This is a genomic window from Allosphingosinicella sp. (assembly GCF_046295735.1).
Classification (GTDB): domain Bacteria; phylum Pseudomonadota; class Alphaproteobacteria; order Sphingomonadales; family Sphingomonadaceae; genus Allosphingosinicella.
The window spans coordinates 39,216-58,579 of sequence record NZ_JBKBMQ010000013.1; the positions used below are offsets into that span (position 1 = coordinate 39,216).

Annotated in this window: 17 protein-coding genes; 8 read left to right on the forward strand and 9 right to left on the reverse strand. The window is 66.6% G+C overall.

Going from position 1 to position 19,364, the window contains the following annotated elements; all coding sequences use genetic code 11:
- Positions 1–136 precede the first annotated feature (136 nt).
- From ACK4K7_RS12705 to ACK4K7_RS12725, 5 genes are read right to left on the reverse strand one after another with little or no spacing between them, the layout of a single operon-like run.
- Positions 137–1,390: a dicarboxylate/amino acid:cation symporter gene (locus ACK4K7_RS12705; RefSeq protein WP_431866528.1), complete on the reverse strand. Its 1,254-nt coding sequence runs from the start codon at positions 1,388–1,390 to the stop codon at positions 137–139.
- A gap of 30 nt (positions 1,391–1,420) precedes the next feature.
- Positions 1,421–3,034 (reverse strand): gamma-glutamyltransferase, encoded by a 1,614-nt coding sequence (locus ACK4K7_RS12710; protein WP_431866530.1) that lies wholly within the window; start codon positions 3,032–3,034, stop codon positions 1,421–1,423.
- Positions 3,031–4,371: an aspartate aminotransferase family protein gene (locus ACK4K7_RS12715; RefSeq protein ID WP_431866532.1), complete on the reverse strand. Its 1,341-nt coding sequence runs from the start codon at positions 4,369–4,371 to the stop codon at positions 3,031–3,033. Before ACK4K7_RS12715 ends, ACK4K7_RS12710 begins: the two co-directional genes overlap by 4 nt.
- Positions 4,368–5,258: a MurR/RpiR family transcriptional regulator gene (locus ACK4K7_RS12720; RefSeq protein WP_431866533.1), complete on the reverse strand. Its 891-nt coding sequence runs from the start codon at positions 5,256–5,258 to the stop codon at positions 4,368–4,370. Before ACK4K7_RS12720 ends, ACK4K7_RS12715 begins: the two co-directional genes overlap by 4 nt.
- Before the next feature lie 55 nt (positions 5,259–5,313).
- The gene (locus tag ACK4K7_RS12725; protein WP_431866535.1) at positions 5,314–7,806 is read right to left on the reverse strand and encodes a TonB-dependent receptor plug domain-containing protein; all 2,493 of its coding nucleotides are present in this window, start codon (positions 7,804–7,806) and stop codon (positions 5,314–5,316) included.
- Positions 7,807–8,029: 223 nt separating this feature from the next.
- Here ACK4K7_RS12725 and ACK4K7_RS12730 point away from each other — a divergent pair, with 223 nt between their 5' ends.
- On the forward strand, positions 8,030–8,659 hold the full coding sequence (locus ACK4K7_RS12730) for an arylsulfatase (protein WP_431866537.1): 630 nt from the start codon (positions 8,030–8,032) through the stop codon (positions 8,657–8,659).
- Between the two features lie 156 nt (positions 8,660–8,815).
- On the opposite strand, the gene ACK4K7_RS12735 is transcribed toward ACK4K7_RS12730, so the two are convergent.
- From ACK4K7_RS12735 to ACK4K7_RS12750, 4 genes are read right to left on the reverse strand one after another with little or no spacing between them, the layout of a single operon-like run.
- Entirely contained in the window at positions 8,816–10,045 is a 1,230-nt protein-coding gene (locus ACK4K7_RS12735; protein WP_431866538.1) for an NAD(P)/FAD-dependent oxidoreductase, read from the reverse strand.
- The gene (locus tag ACK4K7_RS12740) at positions 10,042–10,818 is read right to left on the reverse strand and encodes an MBL fold metallo-hydrolase (protein WP_431866540.1); all 777 of its coding nucleotides are present in this window, start codon (positions 10,816–10,818) and stop codon (positions 10,042–10,044) included. Before ACK4K7_RS12740 ends, ACK4K7_RS12735 begins: the two co-directional genes overlap by 4 nt.
- Positions 10,815–11,264, reverse strand: a complete 450-nt coding sequence (locus tag ACK4K7_RS12745; protein WP_431866605.1) for an SRPBCC family protein — start codon at positions 11,262–11,264, stop codon at positions 10,815–10,817. The genes ACK4K7_RS12740 and ACK4K7_RS12745 overlap by 4 nt, the downstream gene beginning before the upstream one ends.
- 41 nt (positions 11,265–11,305) lie before the next feature.
- A complete protein-coding gene (locus ACK4K7_RS12750; protein ID WP_431866542.1) occupies positions 11,306–11,839 on the reverse strand; it encodes an Lrp/AsnC family transcriptional regulator in 534 nt (177 codons plus the stop codon).
- A 196-nt stretch (positions 11,840–12,035) separates the two neighbouring features.
- On the opposite strand from ACK4K7_RS12750, the gene ACK4K7_RS12755 reads away from it, so the two are divergent.
- The 7 genes from ACK4K7_RS12755 (at position 12,036) to ACK4K7_RS12785 (ending at position 19,354) form a co-directional block, all read left to right on the forward strand.
- On the forward strand, positions 12,036–13,034 hold the full coding sequence (locus ACK4K7_RS12755) for an aromatic ring-hydroxylating oxygenase subunit alpha (protein WP_431866544.1): 999 nt from the start codon (positions 12,036–12,038) through the stop codon (positions 13,032–13,034).
- A gap of 17 nt (positions 13,035–13,051) precedes the next feature.
- Entirely contained in the window at positions 13,052–13,492 is a 441-nt protein-coding gene (locus ACK4K7_RS12760) for a nuclear transport factor 2 family protein (RefSeq protein ID WP_431866546.1), read from the forward strand.
- Positions 13,452–15,848 (forward strand): TonB-dependent receptor, encoded by a 2,397-nt coding sequence (locus ACK4K7_RS12765; protein ID WP_431866547.1) that lies wholly within the window; start codon positions 13,452–13,454, stop codon positions 15,846–15,848. Before ACK4K7_RS12760 ends, ACK4K7_RS12765 begins: the two co-directional genes overlap by 41 nt.
- An 11-nt stretch (positions 15,849–15,859) precedes the next feature.
- A complete protein-coding gene (locus tag ACK4K7_RS12770) occupies positions 15,860–16,246 on the forward strand; it encodes a RidA family protein (RefSeq protein WP_431866549.1) in 387 nt (128 codons plus the stop codon).
- Positions 16,247–16,263: 17 nt separating this feature from the next.
- Positions 16,264–16,731 carry an SRPBCC family protein gene (locus tag ACK4K7_RS12775; RefSeq protein WP_431866551.1) on the forward strand — a complete coding sequence of 156 codons (468 nt, stop codon included), beginning with the start codon at positions 16,264–16,266 and terminating at the stop codon, positions 16,729–16,731.
- A 95-nt stretch (positions 16,732–16,826) separates the two neighbouring features.
- Positions 16,827–18,014, forward strand: coding sequence for an NAD(P)/FAD-dependent oxidoreductase (locus tag ACK4K7_RS12780; protein ID WP_431866553.1), 1,188 nt, complete (start codon positions 16,827–16,829; stop codon positions 18,012–18,014).
- Positions 18,015–18,103: 89 nt separating this feature from the next.
- The gene (locus ACK4K7_RS12785) at positions 18,104–19,354 is read left to right on the forward strand and encodes a sarcosine oxidase subunit beta family protein (RefSeq protein ID WP_431866554.1); all 1,251 of its coding nucleotides are present in this window, start codon (positions 18,104–18,106) and stop codon (positions 19,352–19,354) included.
- Positions 19,355–19,364: the final 10 nt, after the last annotated feature.

A 19,364-nucleotide genomic window follows, 5' to 3' on the forward strand; every position in this document is an offset into this window, starting at 1 on the left:
AGGCCGTCCACCGCGTGCGCATCCCGGACGGCCTGGCGGGCGCGAAGCGCATCGGCGACCGCTTCTTGCCTGCTGGCTCTCCACCGGCCGGCCAGAACAGACGTCCGGTAGCGGAACCGTTCCGCCTCAGGCACGGTCATTCCACCGCGCGCCGACGATAGACATCCTGATCAAGCTCGCCTTCTTGCCGGGCCACCACCGTCGCTACGGCGAGGTCTCCCGAGACGTTCACGACCGTCCGCCACATATCCAGGACCCGGTCGAAAGGTAGAAGGAATCCTATGACGAGCGCGGTCTGGGCTGCGCCTATGCCGACCACGTCGAGCACCGCCGCCATCAGGAACAGCGATGCGGACGGCACGGAAGCGGTGCCGATCGAAACCAGCGTCGTGGTCACGACGATCATCAGATAGTCAAGCACCGTCAGATGGACTCCGAACGCCTGGGCGGCGAACACAACCACGATAGCGACGTAAAGCGCGGTGCCGTCCATGTTGATCGTCGCTCCCAGCGGGAGCACCGAGGAGGCGACCGGCGACTTGATGCCCAGATTTCGCTCGGCCGTCGACAGGGTGGCCGGCAAGGTCGCCGAGCTCGAGCATGTCGAGAAGGCGAGGAGCTGGGGCTCGCGGATGCCGCGGAAGAAGGGAAGGGCGGGGAGGCGGGCCGCGATGCGGACGGTGCCGCCATGGACGAGGATCATGTGGGCGAGGCCTCCCCCGTACAGCGCGGCCGTCAGGAGGAACAGGTTCAGGAATGCGGCGGGACCTTCGGTGCCCATCACCCATGCGACCAGCGCGAACACGCCGAACGGCGCGAACTCCATCACGATCGCGCTCACCTTCAGCATGGCTTCCGCCCCGGCATCGAACAGCCGGGCGAGCGGCTCCGCCCGCTCCCCCGCCATCAGCATCCCGCTTCCGAGCAGCACGCCGAAGAAGATGATCGCGAGCACGTCGGAGCGCGCCAGCGCGTCGAACAGATTTTCGGGCACGATGTTCATCATGCGCTGTCCAATCGGCATCGTCTCCCCGACCGGCGCCGGAGTGGCGCCTGCGAGTTCCACCCCCGCGCCCGGCTTGAGGAGCAAGGCCGCGCCTATGCCAATGAGGATGGCGGCGATGGTGGTGCCAAAATAGAGGATGGCCGCACGCGTGCCGATCGACCCCAGGCGGCGCGGATCGCTCATTGCGACGATGCCGGCGACGAGAGTGGTGAAGACAAGCGGCACGATCAGCATGCGGATCATCCGCACGAAAAGATCGCCGATCCATCTGAGCTCGGCGGCGCGCTCGCCAAGCAGGAATCCGGCGGCCGCGCCGAGCGCCAGCGCCGCGAGTATCCGCTTCCACAGCACGATTGCGAACCAGCGCCTGGCGAGCCTGCCCATTTCGGTTCCGCTTCCGTTCGTTGGAGAGGCCTAGAAGGCGGCGCCGCTCGAGGAAGGGTCCGCACCGCTCCTGAACAGGCCGTCCTCGACGCACTCGACCAGGTTGACGATGCCGAGATGGCGGTCGATCCTGTAGTCCGTCGCGCTGAGGGCGAAGCCGCGGGCGAGCAGATGACGGCGCGTCTTCTCCGGGAAGTCGTGATGGATGCGGACCTTGCCGTCCTTGGGAAACAGGCGCGGGTCGGCCATGATCTCGGCCATCGGGCGCCGGTCGCCACCCGCGATGTAGCGGAAGAAGATGTAGGTGAGCGCGCCCAGGATCCGTTCGCTTCCCGCCGCGCCGATCGCGAGCCAGGGCGTGCCGTTGCGCAAGGCCACGATCGGCGACAGCTCTGTCACATCGCGCTCCTGACCTTCGAAAAGGCGGCCCGACCTCATCGCATAGCTGTAGCCGAGCGCCGCGCCCGAGCAGGCGGTCTTGGAGCCGAACCAGGGGCCGATCGAGGTCGTGTAGGACAGCAGCCAGTCGGGATCCGCGATGGAGAAATGGGTGGTGTTGCGATCGTCGGTCAATGCCGCTTCCGTGCCGAAATAGGTCGCGCCGATCGCCTCGCGGAGCTGCGCGGCGGAGGCGTCGAGCAGCTCCGCCACCCGCGCGGCGATCCGGTCGGCCTCATCGTCGAGATCGAATGCGACGCTGGGACGGGACGTCTTCGGGACGAGCGTGCCGACGGCGAAGGGAATCCGCTCCAGCGTCAGGATGCTGGCGAGCACATAGGCTTCCGCCGACCGTTCGGACGTCGAAAGCGCGCCGGATCGGCGCAGCCGGTCGCCGACCGCTATGCCGAGAAGTGTCCAGCTGCCCCAGGTTTCGAGATTGGCGGTGCTGAGGAGCTCGACCTCGCCGTCCTCGAGCCGCAGGCCGAGCGAACGAGGCTGGCCTCGGACCGCGCGATTTCCCTCAAGCTCCGCTTGCGACCAAGGGAGCGCGCCGCCTGAGGCGGCGGCGAGGGCGCGCCAGAAGCCGCGCTCGTCGGGTGCGCGTCCGAGCAGCTCGAGCAGCCGGGCGAGCGCCGGATTGCGGACACGCCCGCGGGCCGTGCCGGCCGCGTCGAGATAGATGGCCCCGAGATCGCTGCCGAGATCATCCGCGGTCTGCGCGACAATGGCGCGGAGCGCCTCGCTCGGCGTATAGCCGCCGCGCGCGATGGCGATCGCGGGCCGCAGGCTGCGCGCGAGCGGCAGGCGCAGCAGCCCCGCCTCGCGGAAGTGGAACAGCGCCGAAATGTTGCCGGGCACCGGGACGGTGGACTCGACCCCGCGCCGCACGCCGGTTGCGGCGTGGAGGGTCCAGCGCGCGCGGCGGGAGAGGTTCACACCCTGCATCCGCCCGAACGGGCTGCTGTTCGCCGGATCCGCCACCCAGGACGCGGCAATCGCAGCCGCGAACATGTCGAAGGCGTTGCCACCGGACAGCCGCACCGAGCGCGCGGCCTCCGTCACCAGCGGATGGTTGGTGGAGATGCCGAAGCCGTGGTTCGAATGGACACGACGCGGCTCCGGACCGCCGGCCGCGAAGCCGGCCGAGGGAAGGATCAGTCCGAGCGGAAGCAGGCGGAGGAGATCGCGCCGCCCCACCTTCACGATTGCGTCCTTGCCGCTCGCGTAGCCTGATCTACCGCGCGGCCGAGCCGGTCCACGACCTCGTCCAGCTGCGCATCGGTCGCGATGAAGGGTGGGGCGAGCAGGAGATGGTCGCCGCGCAGGCCGTCGATCGTGCCGCCCATCGGATAGACCATCAGCCCCTGCGCCATCGCCTCCGCCTTGATCCGGGCATGGATCCTGAGCGCGGGTTCGAACGGCGCCTTGCTTTCGCGGTCTTCGACCAGCTCCATGCCGAGGAACAGGCCGCGGCCCCTCAAGTCGCCGACATGAGGATGCTGGGCGAAGCGCTCTTTCAAGCGGTTCATCAAATGTCCGCCGCCGCGCACCACCCGCTCGAGCAGCCGCTCCGCGCGGATCGTCTCCTGGACCGCGAGCGCGGCCGCCGCGGCCATAGGGTGCCCCATATAGGTGTGGCCGTGCTGGAAATAGCCGGAGCCGTCGCGGAACGCCGCGAACACATGACTGCCGAGCAGCACCGCCCCGATCGGCTGGTAGCCGCCGCCCAGACCCTTGGCGATGGTGAGCAGGTCGGGAACGATCCCCTCCTGCTCGCAGGCGTGAAGGGTGCCGGTGCGGCCCATGCCGCACATCACCTCGTCGAGGATCAGCAGCACGCCGTAGCGGTCGCAAATCTCCCGCACGCGCCGGAAATAGTCGGCGACCGGCGGGACCGCGCCCGCGGTCGCGCCGACCACCGTCTCGGCGACGAAGGCGATCACCTCGTCGCCGCCGAGCTCAAGGATCCGCCGCTCCAGCGCACCGGCGGCGCGCTCCGCATAGGCCTCGTCGCTCTCGCCGGGATGGCGGAAGCGATAAGCGAAACAGGGATCGATATGGTGGGTTTGGATCAGCAGCGGGGCGAACTGGCGGCGGCGCCATTCGTTGCCGCCGGCGGCGAGCGCGCCCAAGGTGTTGCCATGATAGCTCTGGCGGCGGGCGATGACGTGGCGGCGCCGCGTCTCCCCTTTCTCGACGAAATATTGCCGCGCCATCTTGAGCGCCGCTTCGATTGCCTCCGAGCCCCCCGACACCAGATAGGCATGATCGAGCCCGTCGGGCGCATCGGCGACAAGCCGCTCGCCGAGCCGTTCCGCCGCCTCGGTCGTGAAGAAGCCGGTATGAGCGTAGGCGATGCGATCGAGCTGCGCGTGCAGCGCCTGGAGCACCGCGGGATGACCGTGGCCGAGGCAGGAAACAGCGGCCCCGCCCGACGCGTCGAGATAGGAACGCCCGTCGCGATCGAAGATTTCGAGCCCCCGTCCGGAAACAGCCACCGGCAGCGGCGCGTGGATTTGCCGGTGCAGAAGGCGGGTCACAGCGACTTGCGCCGACGCTTGGTGTCGAGATGGACCTCGAGCGCATCCAGCTGCGCCTCGGCCTGCTCGAGCGTGGCGAGCGCATTGGCCCCGCCGCGACCCGCCACGATCGAGGCCAGGATCTCGGCGGCGGCGAAGGTCGGCCCCATGCTATGAAAGAAGGAGGGGCTGTCGGTCGTGATACGGATCATGTGCTGGGCCGAGTCGGCGACCGGCGACACCTCGCTGTCGGTGATCGCGACGACCCGTACGCCGCGCGCGGCGGCATAATCGACCGCCTCGACGGTGGCGCGGGTATAGGGGCTGACGCTTGCGACGACGAGAACGTCGTCCGAGGCGGCGTTGCGCAGGCTGTCGATCCCCACCCCGGCCATGCCGTCGAGCAGGACCACGCCGTCGCGGACCAGCGACAGCACATAATGGAGATACCAAATCGCCGGGAAGCTGGACCTCATGCCGAGGCAATAGACCCGGCGTGCCGAGGAAACGGTCTCGGCGGCAGTGGCCAGGCTCTCGAGTCCGCCCGCGCTGCCGAGCGCCGCGACCTGGTTGGCAATCCCCGTTGCCATCTCCGACGCGAGCGCCTGGTCACCCTTGAGCTTCTGGTCGATGAGCTGCCGGTCGGCACGGCTCGAGAAATCGAGCTTCCCGCGGCGGACCGCCTGGGCGTACATCGCGCGGATCGCTTCATAGCCGTCGAGGTCAAGTTGCTTGGCGAGCCGCGTCATGGTGGCGGGAGTGACCCCGGCCTGGCGTGCCTGCTCGCGCATCGACAGCAGCGCGACGTCCTGCGGCCGGTCAAGGACGAAGCGGGCCGCCCGCTGGAGCTGAGTGGACAGCCGGTCATAGGCTTGAAGAAGCCGTTCCTTGAGTGGTCCCTCAGTCATTGCACGCCCCCTGACAGGATTTTGCCGACACGATTGGTACTGGCCCCCGCCGCCACTACCAGCCGATACTTGCCCGGACATAGAGATAGCGCCCGTTGAAGCCGAACGGCGAGTAGCTTGAATAGGGGATCGCGCCTTGCGTGTTGCGCGCCGCCGGAAGCTGGTTCGGATAGACGTCGAAGATGTTGTTCGCGCCCAGCGCAAAGGTGAAGGATTGCGCCACCCGCCAGCGCGCCTCCAGGTCGACGAGCGTCTTCGCGCCGGTCTCATAATCCAGGGCGGCGTCGTTCAGCGCGTGGAGCACGCTCGCATAATGATTGACCCGGGCAGTCATGCCGATCGCGCCGTTCGACTGCCAGTCCGCGCCAAACACGAACTTGTGGCGCGGCGTCCCCTTCTCGAACGCGAGGATGTTGGTCCGCGCGAAGAGTTCAGGCGGCTCGGGGAGGTTGGACAGGGGATCCGTGGTGGGGATCCGGTCCACCCGGGTCTTGTTGAAGTTGGCCGCGGCGGTGAAGTCGAAGCGGCCGGCGGGGCTCGGCAGCCGGTAGCGCGCCACGAAGTCGACGCCGCGGGTGGTCGTGTCGACGCCGTTGATGAAGAACCGGCCGCCCGCATAGGTCACGGTGGATCCGGTCGAATTGACGAGATTGTAGATGGCGATCTGCGTCGGGGTCGCCCCCGGCGCGCCCGGGGCCTGCCCGAGGATGTTCTCGGACAGGACGATGCGGTCCTCGATCTTGATCTGGTAGGCATCGACGGTGAGTTCGAACCGCCCGCTCTGGAACACCGCGCCCGCCGACAGGTTGCTGGAACGCTCCGGTTCGAGGGGGCGCGCGCCCAGCGCGATCGCGACCGGATCGCTGACCGGGAAGGTCTGGGTCTCCACCGGCGTGCTGACACCGTTGATGATGCGGAAGACCGGCACGGTCGACCGGTAGAATTGCTGCTGCAGGCTGGGCGCGCGGAAGCCGGTCGAGGCGGTGCCGCGCAGCGCGAGGGAGGGAGTGAGTTCGTACCGACCGGACAGCTTCCAGTTGGTCGTCGACCCGAAGTCGGAATAACGCTCGTGACGAACGGCGACGGCCAGGTCCAAAGCGGGCGTGACGGCCGCGTCCAGCTCTGCGTAAATGCCGATGGCATCGCGGCTCACATCAACCTCGTTGCCGGGCTGGAACCCCGGGAAGAGCTGGGCTCCGGCCGCTCGCCCGCCGCCGCGGTCCGGGCCGTAGACGTAGGAGTCCGGCTCGCCCGCGCCGATCGCATAGCCTTCCCGCCGATATTCCGCTCCGAACGCGACCGACAGTGGCCGGGCGAGCCCGATCTCGAGCGGCCGCACCACGTCGATGCCGGCGGTGAGCTGGTCGTACGTGAGACGGCCCGAATAGAAATCGCGCGGCGAGGCGGGACCGAGGGAGCCGTTGAGACTGTCGAGCGTGGTGATGTCGATCAGATTGCGGCCGTAGGTGAGGTTGAGGTCCGCCGCGAACCCCCCGACGTCTCCGCGGAGGCCCCCGCCTGCCGTGACGTCCTGTACTTCCATGCCGATCAGCGGCAGGAAGCCGCCGGGCACGATCGGCCGCCCGGTACGGATGTCGATATTGTTGATGTTGTTCTCGATCCGGTAGAATCCGGCCGACTCGCCGTAACGATGCTGGAAACCGGTCAGCCCGTAGATCGACCAGCCTTCGCCGATCGGGAGGCCGGCGTTCAGGAAGATGGTCTTCGTCTCGAGCTCGGGATCTCCGAAGCGAGCGTTCACGACCATGGGGTTTACGCGCGGGTCAAGGCCGCTCCGGTTGGTCGGCTCGCGCTTGATATATTCGGCCGCGACGGTGACGAACCCCTCGGGTCCGAGCGGCAGGCCCTGCCAGGCGGCCGCCGTATAATTTGCGCCGTCGGTGACGTGGCGCCCGTCCGGATCCCGCGCCTCCTTGACATGGGTGCGGTAGAAGCCGGCGCCGAGACTGGCGCCGCCGCCGTGCCGCGCCTCGCGAAGCCGCAGGTTGACCACGCCGGCAATCGCGTCCGACCCATATTGCGCCGAGGCGCCGTCGCGCAGCACTTCGACCCGTTCGATGGCGATCACCGGAATGGTGTTGAGATCGACCGCCGAGGAGCCGCGACCGACAGTGCCGTTCACATTGACCAGCGCCGAGGCGTGGCGCCGCGTGCCGTTGAGAAGCACGAGGGTCTGATCGGGCGCGAGGCCGCGCAGCACCGCCGGCCGGATGTGGTCGGTGCCGTCCGCGATCGCCGGCCGCGGGAAGTTGATGGATGGCGCGATATTGGCGAGTGCCTGCCCGAGTTCCGGCGTGCCCTGCTGCGCGAGCGATTCCGAGGAGATGACGTCGACCGGCGCAAGCGTGTCGAGCCGGCTGCGGCCCACCCGCGAGCCGGTGACGACGATCTCGCTTTCGCCCGCCGCGGACCGATCCCGCTCGCCATCAGCAGCGGCAAGGGAGGGAGCCGACGATTGTCCCTGCGCTGGCGTTGAAACGGCAACGAGGATCGATATGCCGGTAAGAAGGGCGATCTTGTTCGCCATGCTTGTTCCTCCCCATTCGCGAGCGTTCGCTCGTCTCTTCGATGAGCCATATGGATCAGAACTGTCCGATTCGCAACGTATGTTTCATTTTCGTTTCCAATCGCTGGCCAGCGCCAGTGTAGCGTCATTCTATATGGTCCTGCGGTCTAATCGCCCGCAGCACAGGCGATGAGGATTGCCGACCATGTATCAATCGTGCCATTCTCCGCAAATGAGAGTCACATTGATTCACGCGATGGCAGCGTCGATGCAACCGATCGAGACGGCATTTGAACAACTCTGCCCGACTGTCGTCCGGCACAACATTCTTGATGACCGGCTCCCGACCGCCCTGGCTGACCCGCAATCCCGCGACCGCCTCGGCGATCGTTTCATCGCGCTGGTCGGTTATGCTGCCGCGGCCGGCACCGACGCGGTGCTGTTCACCTGCTCCGCTTTCGGACCTTACATCAGGAGGGCGGGGCGCGCCTTTCCCGCGATTCCGGTGCTCCGACCCAACGAGGGATTGGTGGAGGAAGCGGCCGCTCATGGCGGACGGATCGGTCTTGTGGCGACGTTCGCGCCAACCCTTGCAAGCATGCCTGCGGAGTTTCCGGCGACCCTGGAGGTCCGGCCGATCTATGTGGAGGGCGCTTTGGAGGCCTTGAACGCGGGAGATGGCGATCGGCACGATCGACTGATTGCGGAAGCGGTGGGGCGGGCGGATGTCGATGTGGCTGCGATCGCGCAGTTCAGCGCGGCTCGCGCTGCAGGTCCGGTGCGCGACTTTACCGGCAAGCCGGTCCTGACGACTCCCGATTCCGCAGTGCGCAAGCTCATCCAGGCGCTGTCGACAAGCTCATCGCCGCATTGACTGACCTCCCCGCGGGTGAGGACAAGGCGGCTTGCCCGCCGCCACCCGGGGCACGGCCCGGCAGGCTTCTCCGCCCGATGGTTCTGAGCAAGATGGCCGGGTCGGAATGGGAGCAGCAGCATCGATGATAATCGCGTCCCGGTCGCGGATCATGCTTCAGGCCGCTAGATCCTTCAGGGGCTCGCCGGAAGCGAGCCGGCGGCGACAGATGGGGAGGCGCTGCTGGATCAGGTGCTTCCCCTGGATGAAATCCCTGACTGCGTTGATGGCGTCCAGGGCGACAGGTACATCGTCTCTCAGATAGACGACCGAGAAGCTGCCGTCGCTTGGGTCTCCGCGCACGATCATGTCGTCATGACCCGCCGCAAGGCCGGCCGACTGAAGCTTGAACTCATATTGGTGGGACCAGAACCACGGCAGCGCATCGTAGGGCTGAGGTTTCCCCGCGATGAGCCGGGCGGCCGTCGCCGCTTGATCGTTGGCGTTCTGGATCGATTCGATCCGGATGGGACGCCCCGCATAGCGGTTCGGATGCGCGGCACAGTCTCCGATCGCAAGCGTTCCGGGAATGCTGGTGCGGCAGTGGTCATCGACGTCGACTCCGTCCGTACCGCGCGCACCCGCCTCGCGCAGCAGCTCGACACAGGGCAGGATTCCGATGCCGACGATCACGAGCTGGCTCCTGACGCGGGAGCCGTCGCTCAGCCGGACGGCTTCGACCCGGCCTCCGCGGCCTTCAATCTCCGTTACCGTCATCGAGGTCCGGACGTCGACGCCCCGCCTGCGGTGCTCCTGCTCCAGAAAGCGGGCGACGGGCTCGCCGGCCACCCGGGACAGCAGCCGGGGCGATGAATGTACGAGAGTGACGCGTTTGCCGGCGGCGGCGAGAACCGCGGCCGTCTCGAGTCCGACATAGCCGCCGCCGACGATGGTCACCTGGTCCGCTCCAGGGAGTTCCTTCGTGATCATGTCGACATCGGCACGGGAGCGGATCGTATGGACGCCCGCATGTTGGACACCGGGACAGGAAAGCCGGCGCGGTTTTCCGCCGGCCGCCCAGATCAGCCAGGTCCAGCCGATCCGCTCGCCCGCCGATGTCCGAACCTCGCGCAGGTCCGGGCGCACCGCCACGATCGTCGTATCGGAAAGGTGCGCGATGTTGCGTTCCGCCCAGAAACCGGGAGGACGCAGAAGCATCCGCTCGAAGGGCTTGGTCCCGGCCAGATAGTCCTTGGAGAGACAGGTTCGGTCGTAGGGTGGATCCGGCTCGGCGCCGACCAGTGCGATCGAGCCATCGAAGCCCTGCTGACGCAGCGCGACCGCGCACTGGGCGCCGGCGTGTCCGGCGCCGACGATCACCACGTCGAAGAAGCGCGTCGCGGTCACCAGGCGTCTCGCAGGCGCCGCAGGGCGAGGAAGATCTCCTCGCGGCTTGCCCCCAGAGCGGCGTATCCCTGGCCGGCGAGCGAGGCGCGGAGCTCCGGGCTGTCCAGGCGCAGGAACAGGTTGACCCCGAGCTCCTCGTCGAACGTGGTGAGGCGCAGCCCCGCGCGCGCGTCCTCGAGGAGAAGGGCTGCGGCCCGGTTGCTCGGCTCGTGCCGGCAGGTGAACTCGAGATTGCGGGCGAGATAGTCGTGGCCGGGGAAGATGCGCGTGGCCCCGGCCAGGCTGCCGCGAAGCGATTCGATCGTCGTGAACAGCGTCGCCGCATGTCCGCCATATCCGCAATTGCCCACGCCCGCCCCGAACAGCGTGTCTCCCGACAGGAGGTAGGGGCCGTCGGCATCTTCCCCGAGGAGGCTGATATGGGTCATGGTGTGGCCCGGCGTGTCGCGGACCTTCAGCCGGAGGGAGCCCAGTTCGATCTCGTCGCCGTTCGAAAGCGGGACGTCGATCCTCTCGATCACGCCGGCGGCCGCGCGCGGCGCCATCACCTTTGCTCCGGTCAGCGCGCGGAGTTGCTCGTTGCGGCCGGCATGGTCCCAGTGCTCATGCGTGTTGATGATGGTGGTGATCCGCAGCCCCCGGCGATCCGCGGCCTCGGTCACGACATCGAGGTGGAACGGATCGATTGCGGCGGCCTCGTGCGTCTCCGGGCAGAAGAGCAGATAGCTGATATGCGCGTAGCTGTTCCCGACCGGGCTCGCGAGCACGGTCACCCGTTCATTCCGCCCGTAGCCGCCGTGCGGACGTTGTCGAGGAAAAGTCGGAAGTTGGTCTCTGATATGAGCTTGGCGTCATCCTCCGACATGTCGACCGGCACGAACGTCGAACGGAGCATCAGGATGCAGGCGCCTGCGCCTGCGGGGATCACCTTGGCCACGCCGACATAATCCGCGAACGGCACGGAACCGCCGGTGTCGATGATACGGTAGCTCAGTTCCATGGCGTCGGCGTCGAACGTTTCGCATCGCTCGACGACGCGGGTCTCGCCGAGATGGCCTTCGGTTCGCATCGTGCGCACCATGCCGAGCCCTTCGCCTTCGAAATCCATCGAGGAGACGAATCCCCTGCTCGCGGCACGCTGGCCCTCATGGGTCGCGAGCAGCTCCCATACCCGTTTCGGATCGGCCTCGATCTTCGTCGCCCGCTCGTTCACGACCATATTCTTGCTCTCCCTATTCTCTTCCCGCCGCGTCAGGTTCTTCAGCCCGCGTGCAGGTTCCATTGAAGCTTCATCTTGTGGACCTTGAGCACGAGATTGTTCTCGATCTCGGCGACGTCGGAATGGCCGTAGCAGTGGGTCGTCAGGAACTCGCGGAAATCGTCCTGTGACTTGTGGTAGGTGGCGACGCCGAGGTCGAAGCGGCCGAGAGTCATGATGAGATAATAGACTTCCGGAACGGCCGAGAGACGTTTGGCTACGCTGTCGACATGCGTCCCGGCCGCGACCTTGATGAAGGTCACGGCATTGAACTTGTAGCCGAAGGCGTCCGGCAGAGCTTCGGCCTGGATACTGATGACATTGTCGTCGAGCAGCTGGCGCACGCGGTTGCGAACGGTTCCCTCGGAAACGCCGACCTGGGCCGCGATCGTCGAATAGGGCATGCGCCCGTCCTGCTGCAGCAGGCCGATGATCTGCTGGTTGAGCTCCATGCCCTCGGATGTGTCCAGCGCCGGCTCGGGAAGGGCCTTCTGGCGGCCTCTAGCGCTCTTCTGGGTTTCGGATTTCGTAGCCATCAGCCTCCCTCTCTTCGCATCCCGCTGCAAGCGGGCAAGGGATACTGCTAGGCATTCCTCTCGATCCCCTCAAGATGATGCGGATTTCTAAACCTCTTGTCAATGTAGCTGCGGAAAACGCAGAAGGTGGATTGACACTCTGCGGTTTCCGTCGTTACGAATCGGGCAACAACAAGAATGACCGAGGAGGCCCTGAATGAACGCCGTTGCCGAAGTGCCGATCCCGCGCCGGACGCTCGCGCCTCCCAAGGAGGGCGAGGACGGTCTGTTCACGCAGTCCTGGTACCCGATCTGCCTCGCCGAAGAGGTTGGCAGCGGAGAGGTCAAGGGTTTCGATTTTCTCGGAGGTCGGATCATCGTCATGCGCGACGCGGACGGCAGGCCGAGCGTTCTCAGTGCCTATTGTCCCCACATGGGGGCGGATTTGTGCACTGGCGAGATGGTGGACGGTGCGGTGCGTTGCCCGTTTCACTTCTGGCGCTACGGGCCGGACGGCAAGTGCGTGGCCACCGGCTCGGGAGATCCCGTTCCGCCGACAGCGAAGCTCTTCGCCTTTCCGACGGCCGAGAAATATGGCTGCATCTTCGCGTTCAACGGCACGGAGCCGCTGTTCGAATTGCCCGACTTCCCGAAGCCTCCGGAGGGGCTCGTGTGGAAGGTGGGCGAGTGGAATATCCGGATGCCGGTCGATCCCTGGGTGATCTGCTGCAACACCCCGGACATGCAGCATATCCGAGTGGTGCACGGCATCGAACTCGACGGCGAGGATCCTCACAAGGAGGTCCGATGGACGCCGCATTCGATGACCTACAATCTCAAGGGAGCGATGCGGGACGGGACCCGTCTCGACTATGAGATCGGCATTCACGGAACGACCATCTATGTGCAGCACGGCGAACTCGGCGGCCGCTGGTTCGGTTTCGTGGCTCCCATGGGGCTTCCGCAGCCGGGCGTCACCCGGCTGTTCTTCGCCGTGGCCGTCGAGGACGACCCCTCGGATCCCGAAGGAACGAAGGCTTTCCTGGATGCCGTCTACGACCTCGAGATCAATGTCGCCACCGAGGACCTTCCGATCGTCGAGCATGCCCGTTTCAAGCCGGGCACTCTCACGAAGAGCGACCGAACGCTGGCCCGCTTCTTTCAATATCTTCGAGAATATCCGCGGGCCAACCCGGCCGGCGAGTTCATCAATTGACGGGGGAGCGCTCGACGATGTCTGCCACCATTTCACAACAGGATATCGAGGAGATCGGCTCGCTCTGCCCGCGTCTGTACGACTCGGTGGGCTGGGGGAGCGGCAAATCACCCGATTGGGACGCGTTTCGCGCCTGCTGCCACCCCTCGGCCCGGCTCGTGCCCATGGGCTCCGGGAGCGCGTCCCCGGTTTCGGTCGAGGATTTCATCACCGGCATGGAGGCGCAGCGGGAATCCGGCGCGGTCGCCGACCTTCGCGAGGTCGAGCTCGGCCGTGCGGTCCAGGCCTACGGCAATCTTGCGAACGTGAGGAGCGCCTTCCTGGCCACCATCAACGGTGACGAACGCCGCGGCGTCACCTTCGCACACGTCGTGCGCGAGGGCGGTGTCTGGGTGATCCTCGACGCGATCTGGGAGAATGAGCGGGACGGGCAGCCGCTCCCGGACGCGCTCATCTGAAAACAGCGGGGTTCGGCCTCGGGCCGGGCCGATATGGGTCATTCAAGTGGCAAAGCCCGCACGAGACGGGCTGCCGCACCGGGAGGATTTCACAATGCGCCTGTTGAAGAAGAAGACAATTGCCGGCCGGCTCCTGCTATCGAGCGCGCTCGGTCTGGCGATGACGGCTCCACTCAATGCGCAGGAAGCCGAAGATCCCTGCGGAAACGCGCCGGCGGGATCGGCCGAGGCGCTCGCCTGCGCGGCGGCCGTCAACACGCAGCCACCCCTCTCCGTAGGGATCGGAGAGATCGTGGTGACCGCGCGCAAGCGCGCCGAGAACCTGCAGAACGTTCCTGACAGCATCACGGCCTTCTCCGCGGAGGCGATCGATCAGTTGCGGTTGCAGCGCATTGACGACTTCCTCGCGCTCACCTCCAACGTCCGCATCACGAACGACCAGGATACGGGCACCAACAACATCTCGATCCGCGGACTCGGGTCCAACCGGAACCAGGCCGCCGCGGTGGCATTCTCGATCGACGGCGTGGTGCTGCCGGACGCGGATGCATTCACGATCGACCTCTCGGACGTCGAGCGGGTGGAGGTGCTGAAGGGGCCGCAGGGAGCGCTCTACGGAAAAGGCGCGATCGCAGGGGCGATCAACATCACGACGCGCAGGCCGACCAATATCCTCGAAGGCGAAGTCAAGGGCAGCTATGCGACCGGCAATGCATGGCGCGTGTTCGGTGCGCTCAGCGGGCCGTTGATCGACGACGTGCTGCTCGCGCGCGTCTCGCTCTCGCACCGCGACAGCGACGGCACCATCGTCAACCAGCTCGACGGGCGCGGACTGGATCGCAACCGTCAGACCCGCGCGAGCGGGCGGCTGATCTTCACGCCGGCTCCCGATCTCGAATTCGACCTGCGCGCATCTCACACCGACGAGCGAGGCGGAGCGACCTGGTTCAGCCTCTACAATGTGCTTGGAACGACCGGAGGCGAGATACCTCGCGAGGCGGCCCGGACGCGCCCGAACATCGATGGACCCTCGCTGACCAACCGGTCGATTACCGACCTGTCCCTGCTCGTCAACTTTGACGCGCCGTTCGGATCCCTCACGTCGATCACCGCGTACAACGATATCGACGTGTTCTTCCAGCAGGATCTCGATCTCTCTCCCTTCCCGCTCGTCCCGCTCGCGCAGCAGTCGCGGGTCACGGAAAGCATCAGCCAGGAGCTGCGGCTCACGTCTCCGGGAAACCGGCCGTTCCGGTACATCGTCGGAGGCTATTACCAGCACAGCGAGCGGGACATCGATACCTATGCCGAGCTCGACATCTGCCTGTTCGTCTCCGCCTGCTTCAGCGGGCCTGGAGGTGGGTTCACGTCCTTCGGAGTGGTCGAGGCGCCGCTCGCGGACAACCGCATCACGTTCGATCATTACGCTCTGTTCGGCCAGGCGAACTACGATGTGACCGAGCGGCTCGAGCTCACAGCCGCGCTTCGCTATGACACCAACAAGGCTCGGCTCGACGATCGTCTCGCCGGGATCGTCGCGGAGGAAACCTTCTCCGCCCTGCAGCCGAAATTCTCGCTCGCCTATCGCAGCTCCGAACGGCTGATGGTCTACGGAACCTATTCACAGGGGTTCAAGAGCGGCAATTTCAACCCCGCTTCCGCCGGACCGGCCTTCCCGCGCGTCATCAACGAGGAGAAGTCTCGCAACTATGAGCTCGGCTTCAAATCGAACTGGTTGGGCAGGAGGCTGATCCTCAATGCCGCGGCCTTCTACACGGAGCATCTCGACCCGCAGATCTTCCAGCTCGACGCGGCGACCTTCACCCAGGGTTCGCTCAATGCGCGCCGTGCGGAAATCAAGGGCGTGGAGATCGAGCTGAACGCGCGCCCTGCGCCGGGCTTCGACCTCAATGCCTCGTTCGGTTATATCGACGCCAAGATCCGCGACTTCGACGGCGCAACCCCCGTCTATGTCGGGCAGCAGCTTCCGAACGCGCCGGAATTCACGTTCAATCTCGGCGCGCAATATGTTCATCCCGTGGTCCGCGACATTTCGGTGCGCGTGCGGGCGGATTACGCCGCCGTGGGAAGGCAATCCTTCCAGGATTTCCAGTTCCCGCAGAACGACCGCCTCTATCTGTTTCAGGGGCGCTACAACACCGTCGATGCCCAGGTCGGGATCGAGGGCTCGAACTGGCGGGCGACGCTGTTCGCGCGCAATCTCCTGGGGGAGGACTACGCGACCTCCGCCTTCTCCCGGTACATCTTCGCCGTGGGGCTCGTGCCGCTCAATTCGGACGCCGTCCAGATCGACCCGGGCAGAATCGTCGGTGTCGAGGTCGGATACCGTTTCTGAGGAGTGGAAGGATGACGAGCAGGCAAGCATTCCATCTGAGGCCGGAAGGCGAGCGGGCGTTCGGCTATGCGCAGGCGGTGAAAGCGGGAAATCTCATTCATATCGCGGGGACGCTCAGCGTGGATGACGCCTTCACGCCCTTGCACGCCGGGGACCTGGAGGCACAGCTCAGGACAATCTACGCATCGGTGCGCGAGACCCTCGCTCAGTTCGGCGCCTCGCTCGGCAACGTCGTTCGCGAGACGATCTTCGTTACCGACATGGAGGCCTTCCTCGCCGCCAATCGGGCGCGGATCGAGGTCTATGAAGGCTGGTTCCCCGCTACCACGGCAGTGGAGGTCCGGCGGCTCGCCTTCGCCGAGTGCATGGTCGAGATCGAGATCACGGCAAGCCTGTGAGGGGAGAGGCAGCGAAGATGGCGACAAGCGTTTGCGACAGGCTCGAGCGGGCGGTCCAGTGCCGCCTCAGTCGCAGGATTGAGGTCGAGGCCGATGCCGCCTGGGCGGTCATAGGAGAGTTGGGCAGTCGGGTTCCGGTCGAGGGCCTGGTCGAGAAGGTGGAAGTGGCTGGCGAAGGGGCGGGAGCGCTCCGGACCTACCACTTCCCCGGCGGAGCGCGCGTGGTGGAGCGTATCGAGGCCTATGAGCCGGAGCTTCGACGCTATCTCTATCGCATCCTCGACTACGGGCCGCTCGCGATGGCGCGCTACATGGGCCTCGCCGAGGTGTCGCCGGCGGGGCCGGGCGCCTGTATTCTCACATGGTGCGCATTCGCCGACCCGCTCGACGGCGACGTCGAAAGCCTGTCCGAGCGGCTCGAGGGAAGCATAGGCGCCGCGGTGGAGGCGTTCCGGCTCCATCTCGAGCGCGCGGCCGGTCTGTGACCTGCGCGGTGTCGAAGCCCGCGTCGGTCTGGAGTGGGCACCTGGCCGCGAGGAAAGCCGGGGAAGGACTTCATGGCAGGTCGGCGGCGGAGGTCGTGGTCGTCGGCGCCGGCTTCGCCGGACTCGCGGCTGCGCTCGAGCTTTCCGCCGCAGGCCGCTCCGTCATGCTCGTGGACGCGGGCGAGCCGTCCTCCAACGCGTCGGCGTCCAGCGCGGGTCAGGTCGGCCCGTTGTTCCTGGGCGGCGGACGAGCACCCGCCGATGCGATCCGTGCCCTTGGACGAGGGAGAGGGGAGGCTTTCGCCCGGATGATCGCAGGATCGGGGCGCTGGCTGTTCGACCTGATCAGGCACCACTCGATCGAGTGCGGAGCCCGGCAAGGATATGTCTGCGCCTATCGCAATGCCGCGACGCTCGAGCGTGCCGCCGAGCGCTTCGAGGACTGGAAGCGTCTGGGCGGACGCTGCGAGGCGCTTGCGCGCGAGGATCTCGCCGGCCATGTCGGCACCTCCCGCTATGCTGGCGGCTTCTTCCTGCCCGAGGGCGGCATCCTCAATCCGGTGCAGCTCATGGAGGGGTTGCTCGGTCTGCTCGAAGCCCGCGGCGTCGAGGTGCGCTGGCGAGCCCCGATCGTTGCGATCGAAGGCGAGGCGGATCGCTTCACGGTGCGGAGCGCCACGGGGCGGATCGAGGCACGCGCCGTCATCGTCGCTACCGGACTGGATCGCTCGAGCCCGATGGCCGCCCTGCCGAGGACGGCTTATGGCGCGGCGTGCGGCGTTGCCGCGACGGCGCCGCTCGGCGATCGGGGCTCGGGTCTCCTGCCTCAGGGCGGACCCGTAGCCGACCTGGACGACAAGGCGGTATTCGCTCCGGCCATCGATCAAGAGGGCCGGTTGGTGGTCAGCTTCCTGCTCGAGAAGGAACCGCCTCGGCTGCCCGCGAGCCTCATTCCCGCCCATCGGCGGCTTGCCAGGACGTTCCCGGGTGCCGATCTTCCGCAGTTCGAGACGCTGTCCTGGGGCCGGATCGGAATCACCCCGGACGGCCTGCCGCGCCTCTTCCGCAACGCAGCCGGAATCGTCTCGGTGTCGGGTTGCAACGGCTTTGGCCTGACCATGGGCATGTCGGCGGCCCGCGAGGCGGCGCGTCTCGTCAGCGGGACACCGGCCGCAGAGCTGTCGCTGCCAGTTCGCGAGCCCCGCCCGTTGCCAGGTGCCCGCATCGCGCCGGCGCTGATGCGAAGCCTCGCCGCGCCGCTCGCCAACCGGCTTGGAGTCTGACGCTCGATGACGCGAGTGGGCTTGGTTGCGGGAGAAGGGCGGTCGTCGGACCCGAACTGCGCAGCGATGTACCGCTGGAGCGGCGGGCGATGAGCTATTCCGCGCTTCGGCTGCTGGTCGAGGGGCTGCGCGGCCACGACGGCTGGCGAAAGGCATGGCGCGCAGCCGAGCCGAGGGCGCGCTACGACGCCATCGTGATCGGAGGAGGCGGGCATGGCCTCGCGACGGCCTATTATCTCGCGAAGAATCACGGCCTTGCGAACGTAGCGGTGCTGGAGAAAGGTTGGATCGGAGGCGGGAACACAGGCCGCAACACCACGGTCATCCGGTCGAACTATTATTATCCGGAAAGCGCGCGGCTCTACGACTTCTCGCTGAAGCTCTACGAGAAGCTCGGGCGCGAGCTCAATTACAACATCATGCTGAGCCAGCGCGGCATGGTGACGCTCGCTCACAGCCGTCACGACATGGATGCCGCCGCGCGCTGGGCAGGTGCGATGGAAGCCAACGGGGTCGATGTCGAGCTACTCGACCGCGACGCCGTGTCGCGGCTCGTCCCTGCGCTTGATTGCTCACCGTCGGCGCGCTTCCCCGTGGTCGGCGGCTTCAGGCAGCAGCGCGCGGGAACCGCCCGCCACGATGCCGTGGCCTGGGGCTACGCCCGTGCGGCGGACCGGCTTGGCGTGGACATCATCGAGAATTGCGAGGTCACCGGCTTCCTGACGGATGCAGGCGGAGCGGTCTCGGGGGTGATGACGAACCGGGGGACGATCAGGTCTGGGCGGGTAGGAATGGCGGTCGCGGGACATTCGTCCGCTTTGGCGAAGATGGCCGGGTTTCGTCTGCCGATCACAAGCTACGCCCTTCAGGCGTTCGTGTCCGAACCGATCAAGCCCTTTCTCGACACGGTCGTCTTGTCGCTCGCGACAGGCGTCTACGTCAGCCAGTCGGACAAGGGGGGCATCGTGATGGGAGGTGGCCTCGACCAGCATGCCTCTTATGCGCAGCGCGGGAACGCGCCCGTCATGACGGCCGTCATGGCAGCGGTGGCGGACCAGTTCCCCCGCCTGCGCCGGGTTCGCCTGCTGCGGCAATGGGCGGGGATCGTCGATGTCGTGCACGACTCAAGTCCGATCCTTGGCTGCTCGCCGATGCGCGGCCTGTACCTCAACTGCGGCTGGGGAACGGGGGGCTTCAAGGCGATCCCCGTCGGCGGCTGGGTGCTGGCGCATCATCTCGCGACCGGCCGTCCGCACGAGCTTGCCGAGCCCTTCGGTCTTTCGAGGTTCGCGACCGGCTCGCTCATCGACGAGGCCGCGGCCTCGGGCATTGCGCACTGAGGAGGCCCAG

Coding starts and splice junctions, on each gene's coding strand:
- ACK4K7_RS12705 (WP_431866528.1), bottom strand. CDS start 1,390: ATGGGCAGGCTCGCCAGGCGCTGGTTCGCAATCGTGCTGTGGAAGCGG.
- ACK4K7_RS12720 (WP_431866533.1), bottom strand. CDS start 5,258: ATGACTGAGGGACCACTCAAGGAACGGCTTCTTCAAGCCTATGACCGG.
- ACK4K7_RS12725 (WP_431866535.1), bottom strand. CDS start 7,806: ATGGCGAACAAGATCGCCCTTCTTACCGGCATATCGATCCTCGTTGCC.
- ACK4K7_RS12745 (WP_431866605.1), bottom strand. CDS start 11,264: ATGGTCGTGAACGAGCGGGCGACGAAGATCGAGGCCGATCCGAAACGG.
- ACK4K7_RS12750 (WP_431866542.1), bottom strand. CDS start 11,839: ATGGCTACGAAATCCGAAACCCAGAAGAGCGCTAGAGGCCGCCAGAAG.
- ACK4K7_RS12755 (WP_431866544.1), top strand. CDS start 12,036: ATGAACGCCGTTGCCGAAGTGCCGATCCCGCGCCGGACGCTCGCGCCT.
- ACK4K7_RS12760 (WP_431866546.1), top strand. CDS start 13,052: ATGTCTGCCACCATTTCACAACAGGATATCGAGGAGATCGGCTCGCTC.
- ACK4K7_RS12765 (WP_431866547.1), top strand. CDS start 13,452: ATGAGCGGGACGGGCAGCCGCTCCCGGACGCGCTCATCTGAAAACAGC.
- ACK4K7_RS12770 (WP_431866549.1), top strand. CDS start 15,860: ATGACGAGCAGGCAAGCATTCCATCTGAGGCCGGAAGGCGAGCGGGCG.
- ACK4K7_RS12775 (WP_431866551.1), top strand. CDS start 16,264: ATGGCGACAAGCGTTTGCGACAGGCTCGAGCGGGCGGTCCAGTGCCGC.
- ACK4K7_RS12785 (WP_431866554.1), top strand. CDS start 18,104: ATGAGCTATTCCGCGCTTCGGCTGCTGGTCGAGGGGCTGCGCGGCCAC.